This window comes from Paludibacterium sp. (assembly GCF_019232825.1).
In the GTDB taxonomy this organism is placed as follows: Bacteria; Pseudomonadota; Gammaproteobacteria; order Burkholderiales; family Chromobacteriaceae; genus Paludibacterium.
The window spans coordinates 1-16,061 of record NZ_JAFAND010000156.1 but is presented as its reverse complement, the minus strand read 5'-3'; the positions used below and the strand labels follow the sequence as shown (position 1 = coordinate 16,061).

General features: G+C 57.1%; 22 protein-coding genes. All 22 read left to right on the top strand.

What is annotated here, in order from left to right:
• Nucleotides 1–97: 97 nt before the first annotated feature.
• Entirely contained in the window at nt 98–505 is a 408-nt protein-coding gene (locus JOZ06_RS20080; RefSeq protein WP_293235738.1) for a hypothetical protein, read from the top strand.
• 183 nt (nt 506–688) lie between these two features.
• Nucleotides 689–1,513, top strand: a complete 825-nt coding sequence (locus JOZ06_RS20075; RefSeq protein WP_293235736.1) for a YdaU family protein — start codon at nt 689–691, stop codon at nt 1,511–1,513.
• Complete coding sequence (locus tag JOZ06_RS20070; RefSeq protein WP_293235734.1) at nt 1,503–2,144, top strand: hypothetical protein; 642 nt, start codon at nt 1,503–1,505, stop codon at nt 2,142–2,144. Before JOZ06_RS20075 ends, JOZ06_RS20070 begins: the two co-directional genes overlap by 11 nt.
• Nucleotides 2,141–2,362 carry a hypothetical protein gene (locus JOZ06_RS20065; RefSeq protein WP_293235732.1) on the top strand — a complete coding sequence of 74 codons (222 nt, stop codon included), beginning with the start codon at nt 2,141–2,143 and terminating at the stop codon, nt 2,360–2,362. The genes JOZ06_RS20070 and JOZ06_RS20065 overlap by 4 nt, the downstream gene beginning before the upstream one ends.
• A complete protein-coding gene (locus JOZ06_RS20060; RefSeq protein WP_293235730.1) occupies nt 2,362–2,790 on the top strand; it encodes a hypothetical protein in 429 nt (142 codons plus the stop codon). The genes JOZ06_RS20065 and JOZ06_RS20060 overlap by 1 nt, the downstream gene beginning before the upstream one ends.
• Nucleotides 2,768–3,127 carry a hypothetical protein gene (locus JOZ06_RS20055; RefSeq protein ID WP_293235728.1) on the top strand — a complete coding sequence of 120 codons (360 nt, stop codon included), beginning with the start codon at nt 2,768–2,770 and terminating at the stop codon, nt 3,125–3,127. Before JOZ06_RS20060 ends, JOZ06_RS20055 begins: the two co-directional genes overlap by 23 nt.
• A gap of 10 nt (nt 3,128–3,137) precedes the next feature.
• A complete protein-coding gene (locus tag JOZ06_RS20050) occupies nt 3,138–3,386 on the top strand; it encodes a hypothetical protein (RefSeq protein WP_293235726.1) in 249 nt (82 codons plus the stop codon).
• A 66-nt stretch (nt 3,387–3,452) separates the two neighbouring features.
• A complete protein-coding gene (locus tag JOZ06_RS20045; RefSeq protein WP_293235724.1) occupies nt 3,453–3,836 on the top strand; it encodes a hypothetical protein in 384 nt (127 codons plus the stop codon).
• Nucleotides 3,837–3,994: 158 nt separating this feature from the next.
• On the top strand, nt 3,995–4,288 hold the full coding sequence (locus JOZ06_RS20040; protein WP_293235722.1) for a hypothetical protein: 294 nt from the start codon (nt 3,995–3,997) through the stop codon (nt 4,286–4,288).
• A gap of 25 nt (nt 4,289–4,313) precedes the next feature.
• Complete coding sequence (locus tag JOZ06_RS20035) at nt 4,314–5,660, top strand: hypothetical protein (RefSeq protein WP_293235720.1); 1,347 nt, start codon at nt 4,314–4,316, stop codon at nt 5,658–5,660.
• Between the two features lies 1 nt (nt 5,661).
• Entirely contained in the window at nt 5,662–5,991 is a 330-nt protein-coding gene (locus JOZ06_RS20030) for a hypothetical protein (RefSeq protein WP_293235718.1), read from the top strand.
• Nucleotides 5,988–6,326: a hypothetical protein gene (locus tag JOZ06_RS20025; protein WP_293235716.1), complete on the top strand. Its 339-nt coding sequence runs from the start codon at nt 5,988–5,990 to the stop codon at nt 6,324–6,326. The genes JOZ06_RS20030 and JOZ06_RS20025 overlap by 4 nt, the downstream gene beginning before the upstream one ends.
• Nucleotides 6,327–6,328: 2 nt before the next feature.
• Nucleotides 6,329–8,671, top strand: a complete 2,343-nt coding sequence (locus JOZ06_RS20020; RefSeq protein WP_293235714.1) for a hypothetical protein — start codon at nt 6,329–6,331, stop codon at nt 8,669–8,671.
• Entirely contained in the window at nt 8,664–9,440 is a 777-nt protein-coding gene (locus tag JOZ06_RS20015) for a hypothetical protein (RefSeq protein WP_293235712.1), read from the top strand. Before JOZ06_RS20020 ends, JOZ06_RS20015 begins: the two co-directional genes overlap by 8 nt.
• A 1-nt stretch (nt 9,441) precedes the next feature.
• The gene (locus JOZ06_RS20010) at nt 9,442–9,804 is read left to right on the top strand and encodes a hypothetical protein (protein ID WP_293235710.1); all 363 of its coding nucleotides are present in this window, start codon (nt 9,442–9,444) and stop codon (nt 9,802–9,804) included.
• 45 nt (nt 9,805–9,849) lie between these two features.
• On the top strand, nt 9,850–10,935 hold the full coding sequence (locus tag JOZ06_RS20005) for a hypothetical protein (protein WP_293235708.1): 1,086 nt from the start codon (nt 9,850–9,852) through the stop codon (nt 10,933–10,935).
• Between the two features lie 22 nt (nt 10,936–10,957).
• A complete protein-coding gene (locus JOZ06_RS20000; RefSeq protein ID WP_293235706.1) occupies nt 10,958–11,941 on the top strand; it encodes a phage major capsid protein in 984 nt (327 codons plus the stop codon).
• A 35-nt stretch (nt 11,942–11,976) separates the two neighbouring features.
• Nucleotides 11,977–12,915 (top strand): hypothetical protein, encoded by a 939-nt coding sequence (locus JOZ06_RS19995; protein WP_293235704.1) that lies wholly within the window; start codon nt 11,977–11,979, stop codon nt 12,913–12,915.
• Nucleotides 12,916–12,980: 65 nt separating this feature from the next.
• Entirely contained in the window at nt 12,981–13,577 is a 597-nt protein-coding gene (locus JOZ06_RS19990) for a bZIP transcription factor (RefSeq protein WP_293235702.1), read from the top strand.
• A gap of 3 nt (nt 13,578–13,580) precedes the next feature.
• Nucleotides 13,581–13,961: a hypothetical protein gene (locus JOZ06_RS19985; protein WP_293235700.1), complete on the top strand. Its 381-nt coding sequence runs from the start codon at nt 13,581–13,583 to the stop codon at nt 13,959–13,961.
• 1 nt (nt 13,962) lies between these two features.
• Nucleotides 13,963–14,913: a hypothetical protein gene (locus tag JOZ06_RS19980; RefSeq protein WP_293235698.1), complete on the top strand. Its 951-nt coding sequence runs from the start codon at nt 13,963–13,965 to the stop codon at nt 14,911–14,913.
• Nucleotides 14,913–16,061, top strand: a 1,149-nt coding sequence (locus JOZ06_RS19975; RefSeq protein ID WP_293235696.1) for a hypothetical protein, incomplete at its 3' end; no start/stop codon positions are given. The genes JOZ06_RS19980 and JOZ06_RS19975, both read left to right, overlap by 1 nt.

Sequence of the window (16,061 nt, the reverse complement as noted above, 5' to 3'; positions counted from 1 at the left end):
AATGGCTTGAGCAGGATCGTGCGCCGGTCAAGTACACCGTCGAGGATTGCCAGCGTATCAAGGCGCTTTACAAGCAAAAGCTGAAGGAGTTGCAGTCATGTCCAAGATAGGCCGCCCATCCGTCCGCCAAGCCGTCTTTGATGCCCTGCCTGGCACCATCAAGCAGGTGGCGAAGAAGTCCGGAGCCAGCGGCGGCAGCACGCGCTACTGGCTCAAGCAGATGCACATTGCCGGTGAAATCCACATCGGCGGCTGGCGGCGCAGCCAGGGAGCAAAGCAGATGGTCTACCACGCAGGTCCAGGCAACGACAAGCCAGAGCCGCGCACGTTCACGCAGGCCGAAATGCTGGCTCGCTTTGAAAAGAAGCACCCTGGCCGCCACCGCGACATCAAGAACGCATCGGCACGCCGCGCGTACCGCCGCGAGAAGCTGGACGCGAAGGGTTGCGGCTGGATGGCTGCACTTTTTCACCAAAACAATGTAAAAACGCAAGAAAGTCCTTGACGAAACTCTGCCGTAGGATAAGAATTTCACTGCTGGGCTAGTAATCCGGCACCCATAGACTAGAGCGCAAATCATGCAAATCACACAGAGCATTTTCTGGAGCGACAAAGGCGCAAGCCTGTTCTCTCGTCCGGGGTTACGTCTTGCTGGATTTACTACCCAGCCTCTCCAGAAAGTGCTTTGATGAACTACTATTCCCATCACATCGGGGATTTTGACCGGGCCACGCGGCATCTGACACGTATCGAGCGCAGCGTCTACCTTGACCTGATGTTCGTCTACTACGACACCGAACAGCCTTTGACAGCCGATATCGCGACGCTCTGCCGCAAAATTGTTGCCCGTTCTGAAGAAGAAAAGTCTGCTGTTCTGGCCATCCTGGACGAGTTTTTTGTGTCAACACCTACCGGCTGGTTTCACGCAAGGTGCGAAGATGAACTTGATGCCTACCGAAAATCCAATAGCCAGAGAGCTATCGCTGGAAGGGCTTCGGCAGCGGCAAGGGCAGCGAGAAAGCAACAGGCACTCAACGGGAATTCAACGGTCGTTGGTACATCCGTTGAACAGCCGTATAACGGCACTTCAACTAACCATAAACCAATAACCAATAACCAGGAACCAGAAACCAAGAACCAAGAACCACAAAAGGCAAAGTCAAAGGCTTCTGCAACCGGAACCCGGTTGCCTGCCGACTGGAGGCCGTCTGAGGCTGATATCGAGTATTGCAAAACCGAGCGTCCAGACCTACGGCCTTCTCTGGTGGCTACGAATTTCTACGATTACTGGATCGCCAAGGCTGGCTCTGCTGGCCGGAAAGCAGATTGGTCCGCAACTTGGCGCAGTTGGGTGCGCAAGGAAAGCGCGGCGACTTCTGGGCGCGGCAACATGCCGCCACGCGCGCAAGTGCATGACCTGGACGCCCAGCGCCAGCAGAACACCGAGGATGCAATGCGCCTTCTCGGCATCACCACCGACGACGACGAAGCGAGGACCATTAATGCAAAATGAAGACTTCAAGGCTTTCAGCGAGCTGCTGGACGCTGCCTATGACCTTCTGGGCAAGACCCCGGCGGCGCGCGTGATAAGCGCTGGCAGCAAGGCGCTGTTTTTCAACGCTGTGAAACACTACTCGCTGGAGCAAGTCAGCGGCGCGCTGGCGGCGCACTGCCGCGAAGGCACGTTCACTCCGGTCCCGAACGATATCCGCGAGCAGATCGAGAAGCGCGAGCCAGTGCAGTGGATCAGCGCCGACGAAGCATGGGCGCAGGTTCCAAAGCTTGAAACTGAACCGGGCATCCTGAACCAAGTCACTGCGTCCGCGTTGGCAGCTGCTGCGCAGTTCATTGACCAGCCGCGCCCGGATATGAACGCTGCACGCATGGCATTCCGCGCTGCCTACGACCGTCTGGTGGCCCAGGAAAAGCTGGCGAACCGGCCGCCGCGCCACTGGGTATCCCCCGGCGGCACGCTGGAGCAGCAGAACGAGGTACGCGAGGAAGGCATTCGCCTGGGGCTGCTCAATTCGACCTGGGCGCCCGCCGCCGCGCCGCAGCTGGGCCACAGCAACCCGCCGCCCGGCGCGCTGGAAGCTCTGGTCGCCTTCCGTCCTAAAACCCTTCCACCTCCAGAGGCTGAATGATGTATACCGGAGATGCATATGCGGCGCGCTGTGATGCTTGGGAGCGCCTGCAAAGCGAAGGAGAAAGAAAGAATAATGACCTCCATCGAGCGGCCAGAATTTTGCGCGAGGCAGCTTGGGAAGATTCTTATGAGGGTCATAGCCGCCGTTATTGGTCATTGATGATGCGCTTGCAAAACATCATGGTGCCATTGCTGCCATTCTGGGATATCGAATAATGACCGACCAGAATACCCACAACAGATTCTGCGAGGCAAATGGATGCCCTTGTTTTGGCACCATGTCCAACAGCACAGCTGGATGGGACCACGGCGCAAAGTATTACTGCTTCCTGCACTTTGGCTGCAAGCCGGGCCGCGCGCACGAAATCACCAACGAGCTGCAGCGCCTAGGCTGGCTGGTGAAGATCACGCAGACCATCCGGGCGCGCGGCGGCGAGCGCGACTGGGACAAGCTTGAAGCAGCCGCCGCCAAGGAAATCCGCCTGAACCAGTCCATTCACCTGCTGCGCGGCGATCACGAATCGCTGCAAAAGTGGCTGTACCGGCTGGAAGACACTCTGCGCTTTGCCTGCTCACAGGCGCGCCAGGAAGAAATTGCAGTCCCACCACAAGGAGAAGAAGATGAAAAAGCCGTCCAAAGCTGAAGCACCGAAGGAAATCCCAACAGAAGAGCAGGTCATGCACTACCTGGCCCGTCGCAAAGGCGTCAACTCCCGGCCATGCCACATGGCACTCTCGCTGCGCTGCGAGACTGCCGCACTGACCCCTATCCTGGAAAGCCTGCAAGCGCGTGGCCTGATCCACAAGGGCGACTACATCGGCCGCACTGCCTACATGATCCCCACGGAAGCCCAGTTGGCCGGAATGCAGCGTGCCGCCGACCGCGCGCCTGTCTTTACGCCGCTGCGTATCGACCCATACCGCGAAACGCTGTACGCGCGCCTGCAGGCCCAGCGCGCCGCCATCCCATCCATTGGCTAAGGGGAAAATCATGGACTTCACTGAATACCTGCTGACCGACGAGGGTCTGCGCCATATCATGTGCTTGCTCATTCTGGGTGTCGTCCTGTGCCTCGCCGTGGGCATGTTCGCCGCCTACTGCCGCCGCGCCGATGAGCGCTGGCGCGAACTGCACCCTGATCCGTTCGCCAACCAGGCCAACCCTGGCCACCCGGATTACTGGTGCGACGACGCGATCAACCGTCGTATTCGAAGAAAAGACCTTCGTGCGCGGCCCTGATGGAAAGCCAAAAGTTGACTTTCATAAGGTCCAATTTCACATTCCTTTCGGGAATAAATCAAAATAATGACAACTTCGAAAACCATAGAAATGCGCCTGGAGAACTGGGCGCGCTGGGCCACCGCTTCAGGCCCACGCCCAGCAGCCTCCATGACCGGTGCAGTTTGTGAAAGCATGCGCCGCGCTGCGCTGGGGAACGTTTGGTCAGGCCATACAGTGCGCGACACCACCGACAATGACGATGCTGTCCTCATCGAGAAGATGATGCGCTTTCTTGAGACTGAATGGCGATTGTTGCTATGGTGGAAATATATCAGGCAGCAGCACAACGACTTCATTTGCCGTAAGATGGGTTACGCAGCTAGACCAACAACTGTCTTTGAGGAAAAATTGGCGTTCGCACACGGAAAAATAAAAAGTCTCGTTGACAACGGTAAATCTGCTGCCTAAAATTGCCGGTAACAATTTATTTCCGCTAGTCAGCGTGGCCGGTTCCCGCTATGGGAGCCAGCGGCGTCTGCAAGAATTCTCCTCCTGTTTGAAATTTAGCCCCGCGCCCTGCGGGGTATTTTTTTGGATGCTCCACCCGAAAGGGAAGCAAATAAAAAATGGAAACGGTAAAAAAAACCAAACGAAAACCCACTGGTGCTGCTGCAATGGGTGCTGGACCAGGCCGCCCCAAGGGGGTTCCGAACAAGACGACGATGGCGCTGAAGGAAATGATTCTCGGCGCGCTCGACAAGAAGGGCGGCATGGATTATCTGGTTGACCAAGCCGATAAGAATCCCGTTGCCTTCATGTCATTGGTTGGGAAGGTACTCCCGATGACAATCCAGGGCACTGGCGATGATGGCACCATTACAGTGGAGATTCGCCGCTTTGGCCCGGGTAATTCTGCCTAATGGGTGGACGCCTCGCAGCTATCAAATGGCTGCATGGCAGTATCTGGAGAACGGCGGAAGGCATGCCGAGCTAATCTGGCATCGCAGAAGCGGCAAGGACGAAATCAGCTTGCACCGCACAGCCTGCGCAGCTTTTGAACGTGTGGCAGGTTATTGGCACATGTTGCCGCAGGCTGGCCAGGCGCGTAAGGCGATTTGGGACGCAGTTAATCCGCATAGTGGCAAAAAGCGGATTGACGAAGCATTTCCGCTGGAGATTCGCAGGGCAACGCGCAACCACGAGATGCAGATCGAGTTCAAGAATGGCTCGACATGGCAGGTTGTCGGCTCGGACAACTTCAACAGCCTTGTGGGCTCGACGCCAGCCGGCATCGTATATTCCGAATGGGCGCTGGCGGATCCATCAGCCCGCGCTTATTTGCGCCCGATCATTGCCGAGAACAACGGGTGGCAGATTTTTATCACTACGCCGCGCGGAAAGAATCACGCGCACGATACATTCAATGCTGCCCGCAAGGCCCCCGGCGCCTTCGCTCAGCTGCTAACGGCGCATGACACTGAGGTATTCAATGCGACACAGTTAGAGATTGAGCGACTAGCCTATATCGCTGAATTCGGCCCGGAGATGGGTCAAGCGATGTTTGACCAGGAATACATGTGCAGCTTCGATGCTGCGATCCTTGGCGCTGTGCTGGGCCGCTGGGTAAGCCGGGCACGACAAACTGGTCGCATCCAAGACGGTGAAGTCTATGATCCGAATGGTGCGCCCATCGTCATTTCCTCCGACCTTGGCTTCCGCGATACCGCCAGCTGGTGGTTCTGGCAGCCGCGCCTTGACGGCTATGGCTTGGTGGGCTATACCGGGCGCTCTGGCCTCGATGCCGATGAATGGATCGAGGAGCTAAAGGAATATCTGACCAAGCGGAGTATGGAACTTGGCGCCATCTGGTTGCCACACGATGCCAGGAATAAGACATTCGCCACGAAAGAAAGCCCGATGGAACGTTTCCTGAAGGCATTCGGAGCTCAGCGAGTGCATGTAGTGCCGCAGACTAAGATTGCAGACCGGGTCAACGCTGCGCGCCGGGTAATTGAGCGCTGCCGCTTTGATGAGTTGGAATGTGCGGATGGTATCAGCGGCCTCACCAGCTGGCACTACGATTACGACAGCAAGACCAAGACAATGAGCAAGGAGCCGGCCCATGATTGGGCCAGCCACCCAAGCGACGCATTTAGCTATGGCTGCCAGGTCATGGAAATGGCCAAGCCTCCAGCCCCAAAGGATCAGCGGCCGCGCTTCCTTGAAGACATGACCGCAAACGAGATTTTCTGGCCGCAACATCACCAAACACGAGAAAGCGACGGATACTAAGATGGCCCAGACTGAAAACCTATTCCCCGCTCAGGCAAAAGTGGTCTCGGTAAGTGTGACGACCTCTGCATCGAGTGCCGCGCAGCTGCCAATTGCAGGCAATACCCTGCGCGTGGTGAACGAAAGCACCACTGGTTTCTTCTTTGCCATCGCTGACACGCAAGCGGCCGCAGTCGCTACGTTGCCATCTACCGGCGTCACCACGGCGTGCTGGGCTGGCCCTGGCTGTGATTACACCGTATCCATCCCCAATGACACCGCAAAATGGGTCAGCGCTATTACGCGCTCTGGCACGGCTACCGGTGACTTTTACGTGGGAGAAGGATCGTGACCGGAACTACCCGCAGTGGGTCCAGCAGTTTGACTGTCACGACGCCATATTATGCGCAGCCTGCAACCGGCAATACCGTGACGATACCCGGCTTTAACGGAAATCAGCTGCTTGTGATCATTGACCCTGCTGGGACCCTTGCCACACTGACCATCACCCTTCCTGCGGCTTCTGATGGTCAGCGAGTGGTGATCGCTTGCAGCCAGATCGTGACGGCGCTCACATTGAATTCTGCAGCAGGTTCAATTCTTGGCGCTATCACGACGATTGCGGCGAATGCCCTTGGTACAGCATATTGCTGGTCGGCCACCGCTAACAAATGGTTCCGGTGCTAAGTATGGAATCAGTAACCCAGTCGCCTGGCGAAGAAGCTAGCAATATCGCTAATCCCCAGCTAGATAAGCGCGGCTTGCAATCAAGCTGGGTGCTTGAAATCGAGCGCTACGAGCGCAAGGCAATGAAGTTCCATCGCGTGGGCAAACGCGTGCTTGAGCGCTACACCTCTGAAAAGCGTGAGGAAACCAGTACGCAGGTTCAATATAACGTGCTTTGGTCGAATATCCAGACGTTAGCGCCAGCTCTCTATGCAAAAGACCCTAAGCCCGAAGTCGAACGCCGCTTTAAGGACCAAGACCCAGTGGGTCGGGTTGCCTCTGACGTGCTTGAGCGGTGCCTGAACTATACGATCCAGAAAAAGCGTTTTGGCGACATCATGCGCCAGGCTGTCTTGGATCGGCTGCTTCCCGGGCGTGGTGTGACATGGGTGCGCTACATGCCATACATCAAAGCAATACCGCCTGCTGATGATGCATCGCAGGTATCTGACGATACGCCAGTGGAAGAGGTGACGTGGGAAGAAGCAATCCCCGATTTCGTCCCTTGGACCGATTTCGGGCATATTGTAGCGCGAACCTGGCAAGAAGTTCCGGCCGTATGGCGCATTGCTTACCTTGACCGCGATGAGCTGTGCAAGCGCTTTGGCGACGAGAAAGGATATCAAATTCCGCTGGATGAGAAGCCAGAGGAAGCCATGCGGGGCGACACGCCGAACGAGGTTTCGGGCGAGAATAAGCAGTTCAAGGCCAAGATTTACGAGATTTGGGATAAGCGCAATAAGCGTGTGATCTGGCTGCATCGCGGCATGCAGGAAGTAATTGATGTGCGCGATGACCCGCTTCACCTTGAGGATTTCTGGCCTTGCCCTCTGCCGTTGCAAGGTACTACGACAAGCAATTCCGTCATCCCAGTGGCCGACTATTACATGTGGTCGGATCAGGCTGGGGAGCTGGATCGTGTCACAGCGCGTATCGCCATGCTGACAAAGGCACTCAAAGTCGTCGGCGTGTACGATTCGTCCGTGCCGGCGCTTGCTCAGCTGCTGAACCAGGGCGTTGACAACCGCCTCGTCCCAGTTGATGCATGGGCCGCGTTTGCTGAAAAAGGCGGCCTTCAAGGCGCTGTGCAGCTTCTCGACGTGAGCGTAGTTGCCGATGTGCTGCTCAAGCTTTACGATGCTCGTGATAAGGTTAAGCAAGACCTGTGGGAGATCTCTGGCCTGAATGACCTTCTGCGCGGCGCTAGCGACCCAGAAGAAACCGCAACGGCTCAGCAGATCAAGTCGAACTATGCCAGTGTGCGGCTGAAAGACATGCAGCGCGCCGTGCAGAACTTTGCCCGCGATTTGATTAAGATCATGGGGGAGATTATCTGTGAGCATTTTTCGCTCGACACGATCAAGGTAATGTCCGGGGTCGACCTGTTGACTGAGCAGGACAAAATGATGCTCCAGCAGCAGATTCAGGCCGCTCAAGCATTCCAGCAGCGCTCTCAGCAGTTGCAACAGATGGTGCAAAATGGTCAGATCGATCCGCAGCGTGCGCAGATGATGGCAGGCCAACCTCCACAGCCATCTGATCCGCAGAAGCTCAAACTGTTGCAGCAGCCCAGCTGGGAGCAAATTGAGGCGCTGCTACGCGATAATGCGCATCGCTCTTTCCGCATTGACATTGAAACCGATTCCACGATTGCTCAGGATGAGCAGCAGGAGCGCACCAGCCGCCTGGAATTCGCTGAAGTCGTAGGAAAGCTCCTGCAAGGCGCCGAGCAGGCCATGCAGAACGCGCCCGAGTTGGCACCGGCCATGGCAGAGACATTCATGTTCGTGCTGCGCTCTTACCGCGTCGGTCGGCCGACTGAATCGGCATTTCAAGAGGCGATGGATAAGCTTGTGGCAAAAGCTAACCAGCCGCAGCCGCCGAAGCCTGATCCTTCTGTGCAAGTGGCGCAGATTAAAGCGCAGACCGATCAGCAGAAGCGCCAGCAGGAATCGCAGCTTGAGCAACAGCGCCAACAAGGCGAGCAGCAGCTGGCAATGTTCCAGGCCAAGCTTGACGCTTGGGTGGCCCAACAACAGCAGCAAGCCCAGCAGGAGCAGGCCCAGGCTCAGGCAAAAATGGAAGCGCACTACAAAGCCATTGAGCAGGCCCAGGAGCAGCGCAACGAACAACTGCGCATGGTGATGGAAGAACGCGCCGCTCAGGCTGACCGAAATATGCAGGTCATCTTGCAGCACCTAAAAGGCGCCGCCGCTATCGAGGTGGCAGAGATTGGCGCAAGCGCCACGTTGGACGCCGCCCAAATGAACTCCGCACGCGCGGCAGAAGGAGATTCAAATGTCTGAACTCGCACCAGTCCCAGACAAGTACAAAGCTGCCGCGATCGGCATTGTGGCGCCCGAATTAGGCATAGTGGATACTGGCCCAGCGACTCAGCCGGTGCTGACTTCTCCCTACATTCTGGCTCAGTCGGCTGTTCCGGTCATTCTGCTGTCGGCGGCCACCAACATTTCCGCGACCGGCGCGATCACTGGCCTTACTGCGTTGCCGTACCAGCCGAGCGGTATAGTGCGCGTATACTGTTTCGCTCAAGCCGGTCTGGCTGCGAATCTGTATTACGCTACCTTTAGCAGCACCACGGCATGCCAGCTGTATTTGGATGCCGCCGCGACCATCACTCCGTCCGGGATCGCGCCGAGTGCTTATACCAGTGGTACGGCACAGGTGACGCTGGCCTCCGTGCCAATCCCAGGGGGATCCATGGGCGGCAATGGGGCGCTCCGTGTTACTTACTTGGTAGGGCGCAACGCAGGCGGCACAAGCTCTGTCAATCACGGCTTTTACGTGTCAGGGACTGAAATCGCCTCGAATATTTCGTTCTCAACTGCGAATGCGGGCACCGGGGTCTTGAAAACACTACGTAATCGTGGCTCTCAAAATATACAAGTCGCGCCAGGCTACTCAAATGACGGAAGCCCTTCTGCCAGTGCTCCTGGGCGCTTCAATATTGATTTCAGCACCGACAAGGTTGCACAAATTAATGGGCAACTTGTGTCAACAGCAGACCTATTAATCCTCGAAGGTTATACCTTTGAAGTGCTGCCCAAGGCCTAACATGCCCATCTATCGCCTGATATGTGATACCTGCGGCGAGGAGCAAGACATTTACCGCTCAGTGGCGCGCATGAATGAAGACTTGCCGCAATGCTGCGGCGAGCTGATGCATCGCAAAATCTGCGCTCCAGCAGTGATTGCCGATATCGCGCCATACCAGGCAATGGGCATTGATGTGGCAACCGGCACCGCGCCGATGATTACCAGCCGCAGCAGCCACCGCGAATACCTCAAACGAAACGGCTACGTGGAAGTCGGCAACGAAATGCCCGACACCAGTAAACGCGAGGTCAAAGGCGACTTTAATGTGCGCCAGGAACTGAAAAAGGCAGTGCAAGAAGTACTTCCAAAGTACAAGAATTGACAACCAAGCCGCGTAGAGCGGCTTTTTTATTGGAGGCTTTGCCTGATGGATACCAATGATGCAGTAATCGAGAGCCAAACCGGCCAAGAAGCCGAAAGCTCCAGCGATGACCTGCGTAGCGCGATTGATGCAGCCCGCAAGGAAGTTGCCGAACGCCAGCGGGATGAACAAGGGCGTTTCGCCAAGGCAGACCAAGAACAGCAGCAAGAGCAAGTCTCATCGGCAAATCCAGCAGAAAAGCAGACTCCTGAGAAAAAAGTCAATCAACAGCAACAGCAGCAAGAGCAGCCGCAAACCGGTGCAACGCAGCAGGTTGAGCAGATCAAGGCACCCGATGCATGGTCTCCAGCAGCCAAGGCCAAGTTCGCTGAGTTGCCTGCCGATATTCAGGCAGAGATCAACCGTCGCGAAGCCGAGGTGCATAAGGGCTTTACCGCGCAGGACGATCAGCGCAAGGCAGGCAAAGCTTTCAATGATCTGGTGACCCCATATCTACCTATGATCCGGGCGGAAGGTGGTGACCCTCTTAGCGCAGTGCAGAGTCTGCTGCAAACCGCATACACGCTTCGTGCCGCTGGCCCGGAACAGAAAGAACAAATGTTCATCCAGCTGGCCAACCAGTTCGGTGTAAACATGCAAGGAATTTTCAACCGCCTTAGCCAAGGTGCCCAGCAAACTCCGCCGCAAGTCGCTCAGCTGCAACAGCAGCTTCAGCAACTCCAGCAGCAGATTAGCCAGGGCAGCCAAAACGCTGAGGCGCAAGCAGAAGCACAGCTGAAAGCCGAAATCGAACGCTTCGCCTCTGATCCGAAGAACACCTACTTCTCAAATGTGCGCTCTGAAATGGCCGCGCTGATGAGTGCAGGGCGGGCCAAGGATTTGCAGGAAGCCTACGACATGGCCTGCTGGGCGCGTCCCGATATCCGTCCACTTTTGATGCAGCAGTCTGTTCAACAGACTGAACAGCAAAAGCAGGCAGAGGCCCGGGCAAAAGCAGAAAAGGCCCGCGCTGCGGGTGTTTCGGTCACTGGCGCACCGGCTGGATCTGCCATGCCTGGAACTGTTGACCCAAATGCCTCCCTGCGTGACCAACTGCGTGCCGCATTGCGCGAACACAGTGGCCGCCTCTAACTTTACGTCATAGGAGCAGAGCATGTCTCTCATCAACCCATCCACCGCGATGACTGAAATTGTCACCACCACGCTGCGTAATCGAACCGGGAAACTGGCCGATAACGTGTCCAAAAACAACGCACTGCTGAACCGCATTAAGAAAAAGGGCAAGGTCAAGCTTGTCAACGGCGGCCGTACTATCGTGCAAGAAATGGAATACGCCGAAAACGGCACGTTCAAGCGTTACTCGGGCTACGAGGCGCTGAACATTTCGCCATCCGATGTGTTCACCTCTTCCGAGTACAACTACGCCCAGGCGGCGGTAGCAATCTCGATCTCGGGCCTGGAAGAAATCCAAAACTCGGGCGAAGAACAGATCATCGACCTGCTGGAATCGCGCATCGGCAACGCTGAACGTACCCTGGTCAACAACATCGCTCTCGACTGCTACAGCGATGGCACCGCTGACGGCGGCCGTCAAATCGGTGGCCTGCAGCTGCTGATCTCGTCTTCGCCTACCACTGGCACCATCGGCGGCATTGACCGCTCGGCTTGGTCGTTCTGGCGCAACCAGAAATTCTCGGGCGTCACTGACGGCGGCTCGTCTGTGACAGCAGCCAATATTCAGTCCTACATGAACCGTCTGTTTGTGAAGCTGGTTCGCGGCGCAGATCAGCCTGATCTGATCGTAGCTGACAACAACTACTACCGCCTGTATCTGGAAAGCCTGCAAGCCATCCAGCGCATCACATCAGAAGACTCGGCCATGGCGGGCTTCAACGCCCTGAAGTATATGAACGCCGATGTCGTATTGGATGGTGGTTATGGCGGCGGCGCGCCGACGAACTCGATGTATTTCCTGAATACGGATTACATCTACTTCCGCCCGGCTGCTGCGCGTAACTTCGTGCCGATTGGCGACGACCGTTACGCCGTCAATCAGGATGCCATGGTCAAGCTAATCGGCTTCGCCGGCAACATGACTATGTCCAATGCCTTCCTGCAGGGCGTGCTGGTCGCCTAAGCGGTCGCAAACCCTTAACTTTAAGGAGCAAGAAAATGGCTTTCTCATTTCAAGATAACCTGCTTGGCGCAGTCGATCCGTACACGGTCGATAACGCAGGCGGGGGCGCCTACTCGCTGGTAGGAACGTCTACAGGTAAGATGGGTCGCTATGCTTATCCGTCCGTCTTTGCAGACATGGTGGACCCGGTATTCGGGGGCGGAATTGCAACATTCGCCCAAGTTGCGCCCATCACGGCGCAAACGATCAGCTCGATCACTATCTCCGGCAGCACGGCGACTATGACTACCGGCTCTGCACACAACTTGTCGGTTGGCTCGGTGATCCAAATCGCTGGTGCTTTGCCGATTGGTTACAACGGCATCTTTACCGTGGCCACCGTTCCCTCGACGACCACTCTGACCTTCTCGGTAGCGACGTTCACTGATCCTCGGTGGAATCCGAACAATCCGAATGTGATTAACCCGACCAATCCGAACATCCCCACCGTCAGCGCTACTACCGTCGGCACGTATGTTCCTGGTATCGGTGCTGGCCAGGTTGTGCAGTTCGTGCATGCCAAGGACACGTTTGGCAATTTGATCCTGCAAGCGCAGGTCTGGACCGGCGCAGCAAACTCGGGCCTTTCCCTGGGCGTGGCGCTGTCCAATGCCCTAGCCACCACCACCAGTTCTATCCCAAGCAATCCGTTTGGCGGCCAATATGCCTGGTTCCAGATCGGCGGCGCGATGGTCTGCTATACCGCTGGAGCTCCCGCCATCGGCAATCAGACTTACTGGGCAGTCAGCGGCGGTTCCTCGACTGGCGGCGCGGTGACGCCAAGCGCGGTTGCCTCCAAGCAGATGCAGGGTACGCAATATGCTTCTGCAGCTGGCGCAACCTTTGGTTCCGGCACGTCCGGCACCATCACGCTACCTGCTAACGTCGCCGTGATCTGGGGTACGTTCCCACTCGCTCAGGGCGCGATTACCTAAGTTTTCCCCAGCAGTAGCCACTTTGGCCCCGCTTCGGCGGGGTTCTTTTTTTAAGGAATAGCGAAATGTCAGAATTTGCAACCGCCACCGTGCATAAAAGCGGAAATCAGCTCCATGTGACACACGGCGATGACAAAGGTCTGTATGTCGAATTCATAATGGAACCCATTCTTCAGGGTCATGAATCCGATCAGGCTGGTCATCCTGTCTACAAGGACATCCCGCATGTGAGCATTCTTTTCCCTGGTGACAATACCAAGAAAGTGTATCGCCCTGTCGATATGAAAGGCAGCGATACGAAGCCATCCGACCCGCAGCGCTGGCCGCAGCAATGGGCCGCATTCCAACAGCAGGCTATTCAGGTGCAGACTGGCATGCCGCTGACCGAATGGGGGCCCATGACTCGTTCGATGGCGCTCACCTTAAAAGGCCTTGGCATTCACACTGTCGAACAGCTAGCAGAAATGGCTGACCATGCTCTGAGCTTCATGGGCGCGCGTGAAATGCGCGACAAAGCGCAAATCTGGTTGGTGGAAAGCAAAAAAGGCGTTGCTGCAATGGCGCTTCAACAAGAGAACGAGCATCTGCGCTCGGAAATCGAAACCCTCAAGCGCCAATTTGCTGAGCTTTCCGCCAGCAAGCGCAAACCGAAAGAGGAATAAATCATGAGCAATCGCACCACCAAAATGGTCGGCGCTGGCGTGCCACCATCCGCCGCGCAGCAAATCGCTGGCGCTGATGTAGCAACCGGCCTTGTTGCTACTGGCAGCACTCAGGCAACTGCATTGGCTGCTACGGCTGATACCAACGTCTTCGCAACCGTTGCGGCTTCCACTGGTACTGTGATCTTCCAAGGCCCAGCAGCAGGTCCTGGCGACACGCAGTTCTTCTTCAATGGTGGCGCTAATGCTTTGTCGGTCTATCCACCTGTTAGCGGCCAGATCAACGCTCTGGGTGCTAATACGGCATTCAGCCTGGCAGCTGGCAAATCGCTTGAAGTTCGCTGCGTCAGCTCCACTCAGTTCTACACTATCCTGAGCGCATAACATGGCCAAGCTGACAATCCTGCAAATGATGACGGCCGCGCTTGGTGAGATGGGCTTGCCAGCGCCAGCATCCGTCGTCAATTCGCAGGACAGCACCGCTGTGCAGATGCTGGCGCTGGCCAACCGCGAAGCCAAGGAGTGCCGCGCGCGCACCAACGGTTCCGGCGGCTGGGGCCAGCTGCGCAAGGAGAACGTGTTTCAGGTGCAGAGTACGGGCGTCATACCCGGCTGCTCGTACAGCAAAAACGGCAATGTGATCACCATTGGCACGCCCCCGACCCAGGCGCCAAAGGTAGGTTGGGTGCTGTCCACGTCAGGCGGCTCCAATGCCACCGGCTTCTCCTATCCGACCTACGTCACCGCCGTGAACGGGTCCAGCATCACTGTCAGTAATACCGCCAGCATGGACAACAGCAATGTTGCCATGGCGTTCGGCCAAGAGTCCTACCCGCTGCCGAGCGATTACGATTATATGATCGCTGGCACGCCTTGGGATCGCGGCTTCCGCTGGCCGCTACTTGGACCGCTGACGCCGCAGGAATGGCAGTCGCTGAAGTCCGGCCTATCGCCGACCGGGCCGCGCCGGCGCTTCCGCATCATGCTGGGCGCGTTCTATCTTGACCCGATTCCGTACGACAGCAACCTGCTGGTGTACGAGTATTATTCGACCGCCTTCGCAACGGGTGCGGACGGCTCAGCAAAGACGGCCTTTACCGCCGACACCGATATCTATGTGCTGCCGGATGACACCATGATCCTCGGGATGCTGTGGCGTTATAAGCGCGCCAAAGGCTTGGACTATTCCGAGGAATATGCGCTTTACGAATCAGTGCTGACGCGCGAGCTTGGCCGCGATGCCTCGGCCCCTGCGCTGCAACTTGACCATAGCGCCTCGGGCATCCGCCTGCTGTCCACGCAGCAAATTCCCGATACGGGATATGGGATCACGTAATGGCAAATCGTCCCAAGCAACGGCAGCAGATCGCCATTGAGCGGTCCATTCCTGCTCCTGTCGGTGGTCTAAATGCGCGCGATGCGCTGGCACAGATGCCCGAAACAGACGCGCCAGTGCTGGACAACTGGTTCCCGAGCCCGTCGAATGTCGCCGTGCGTAATGGCTATTCGGCATGGGTGCAGCAGGCCGGCTTCAATGTGAAGACGCTGATGTGCTACTCCCCGCCCAGCGGCGTGCGCAAGCTGTTCGCCGCCGCCAACGGGAATATCTATGATGTGACCTCCGCCGGCGCGCTGCCAGCTCCCTCTGTCTCCGGGCAGACCAGCGACTGGTGGCAGCACCTAAACGTGCAGGCCGGCGGCGGCCAGTACCTTATGTGCGCCAATGGCGCGGACAGCATCCAGCTGTTCAACGGAACCACTTGGCAGACGGTGACTGGCGTGAGCGCGCCCATCGCGATCACCGGCATCACCACGTCGAACATCATCCATCTGAACAATTTCAAGGGCCGCGTGTTCCTGATCGAGAAGAACTCGATGCGCGCCTGGTTCCTTCCCTTGAACTCGATAGGCGGCGCGGCATCGCAGCTCGATTTCAGCATGTACACGAAGCTGGGCGGCTACCTGATGGCGATGATTACTTGGACCGTGGACAATGCTGGCGGGATTGATGAGCGCGCGGCCTTCATCACCAGCGAAGGCGAGGTACTTCTATTCACCGGCACCGATCCGTCCTATGCTTCTAGCTGGTTCCTACAGGGCTCCTTCCGGATCGGGCGACCAGTTGGAAGGCGTTGCTATGCGCGCATTGGCTCCGATGTGGCCGTGATCAGTGCCGACGGCGTCTATCCGATGTCGCAGGCACTGCTGACCGATCGCTCGCAGCGCAACGACGCGCTCTCGGACAAGATCGTGAACCTAGTGAATACCGACGTCCAGCTCTACTCCGGGAATCAGGGCTGGCAGCTGATCCTGCACCCCATCGGCAACAAGTTCATCGTGAATGTGCCGGCCACTACCGGCACCTATCAGTATGTGCAAAACACCGTGCACGGCGCATGGTGCCGCTTCACCGGCTGGCTGGCCAGCTGCTTCGAATTGTTTGGCGATCAGCTGATGATGGGCACGCCGGCGGGCGTCTTCTGG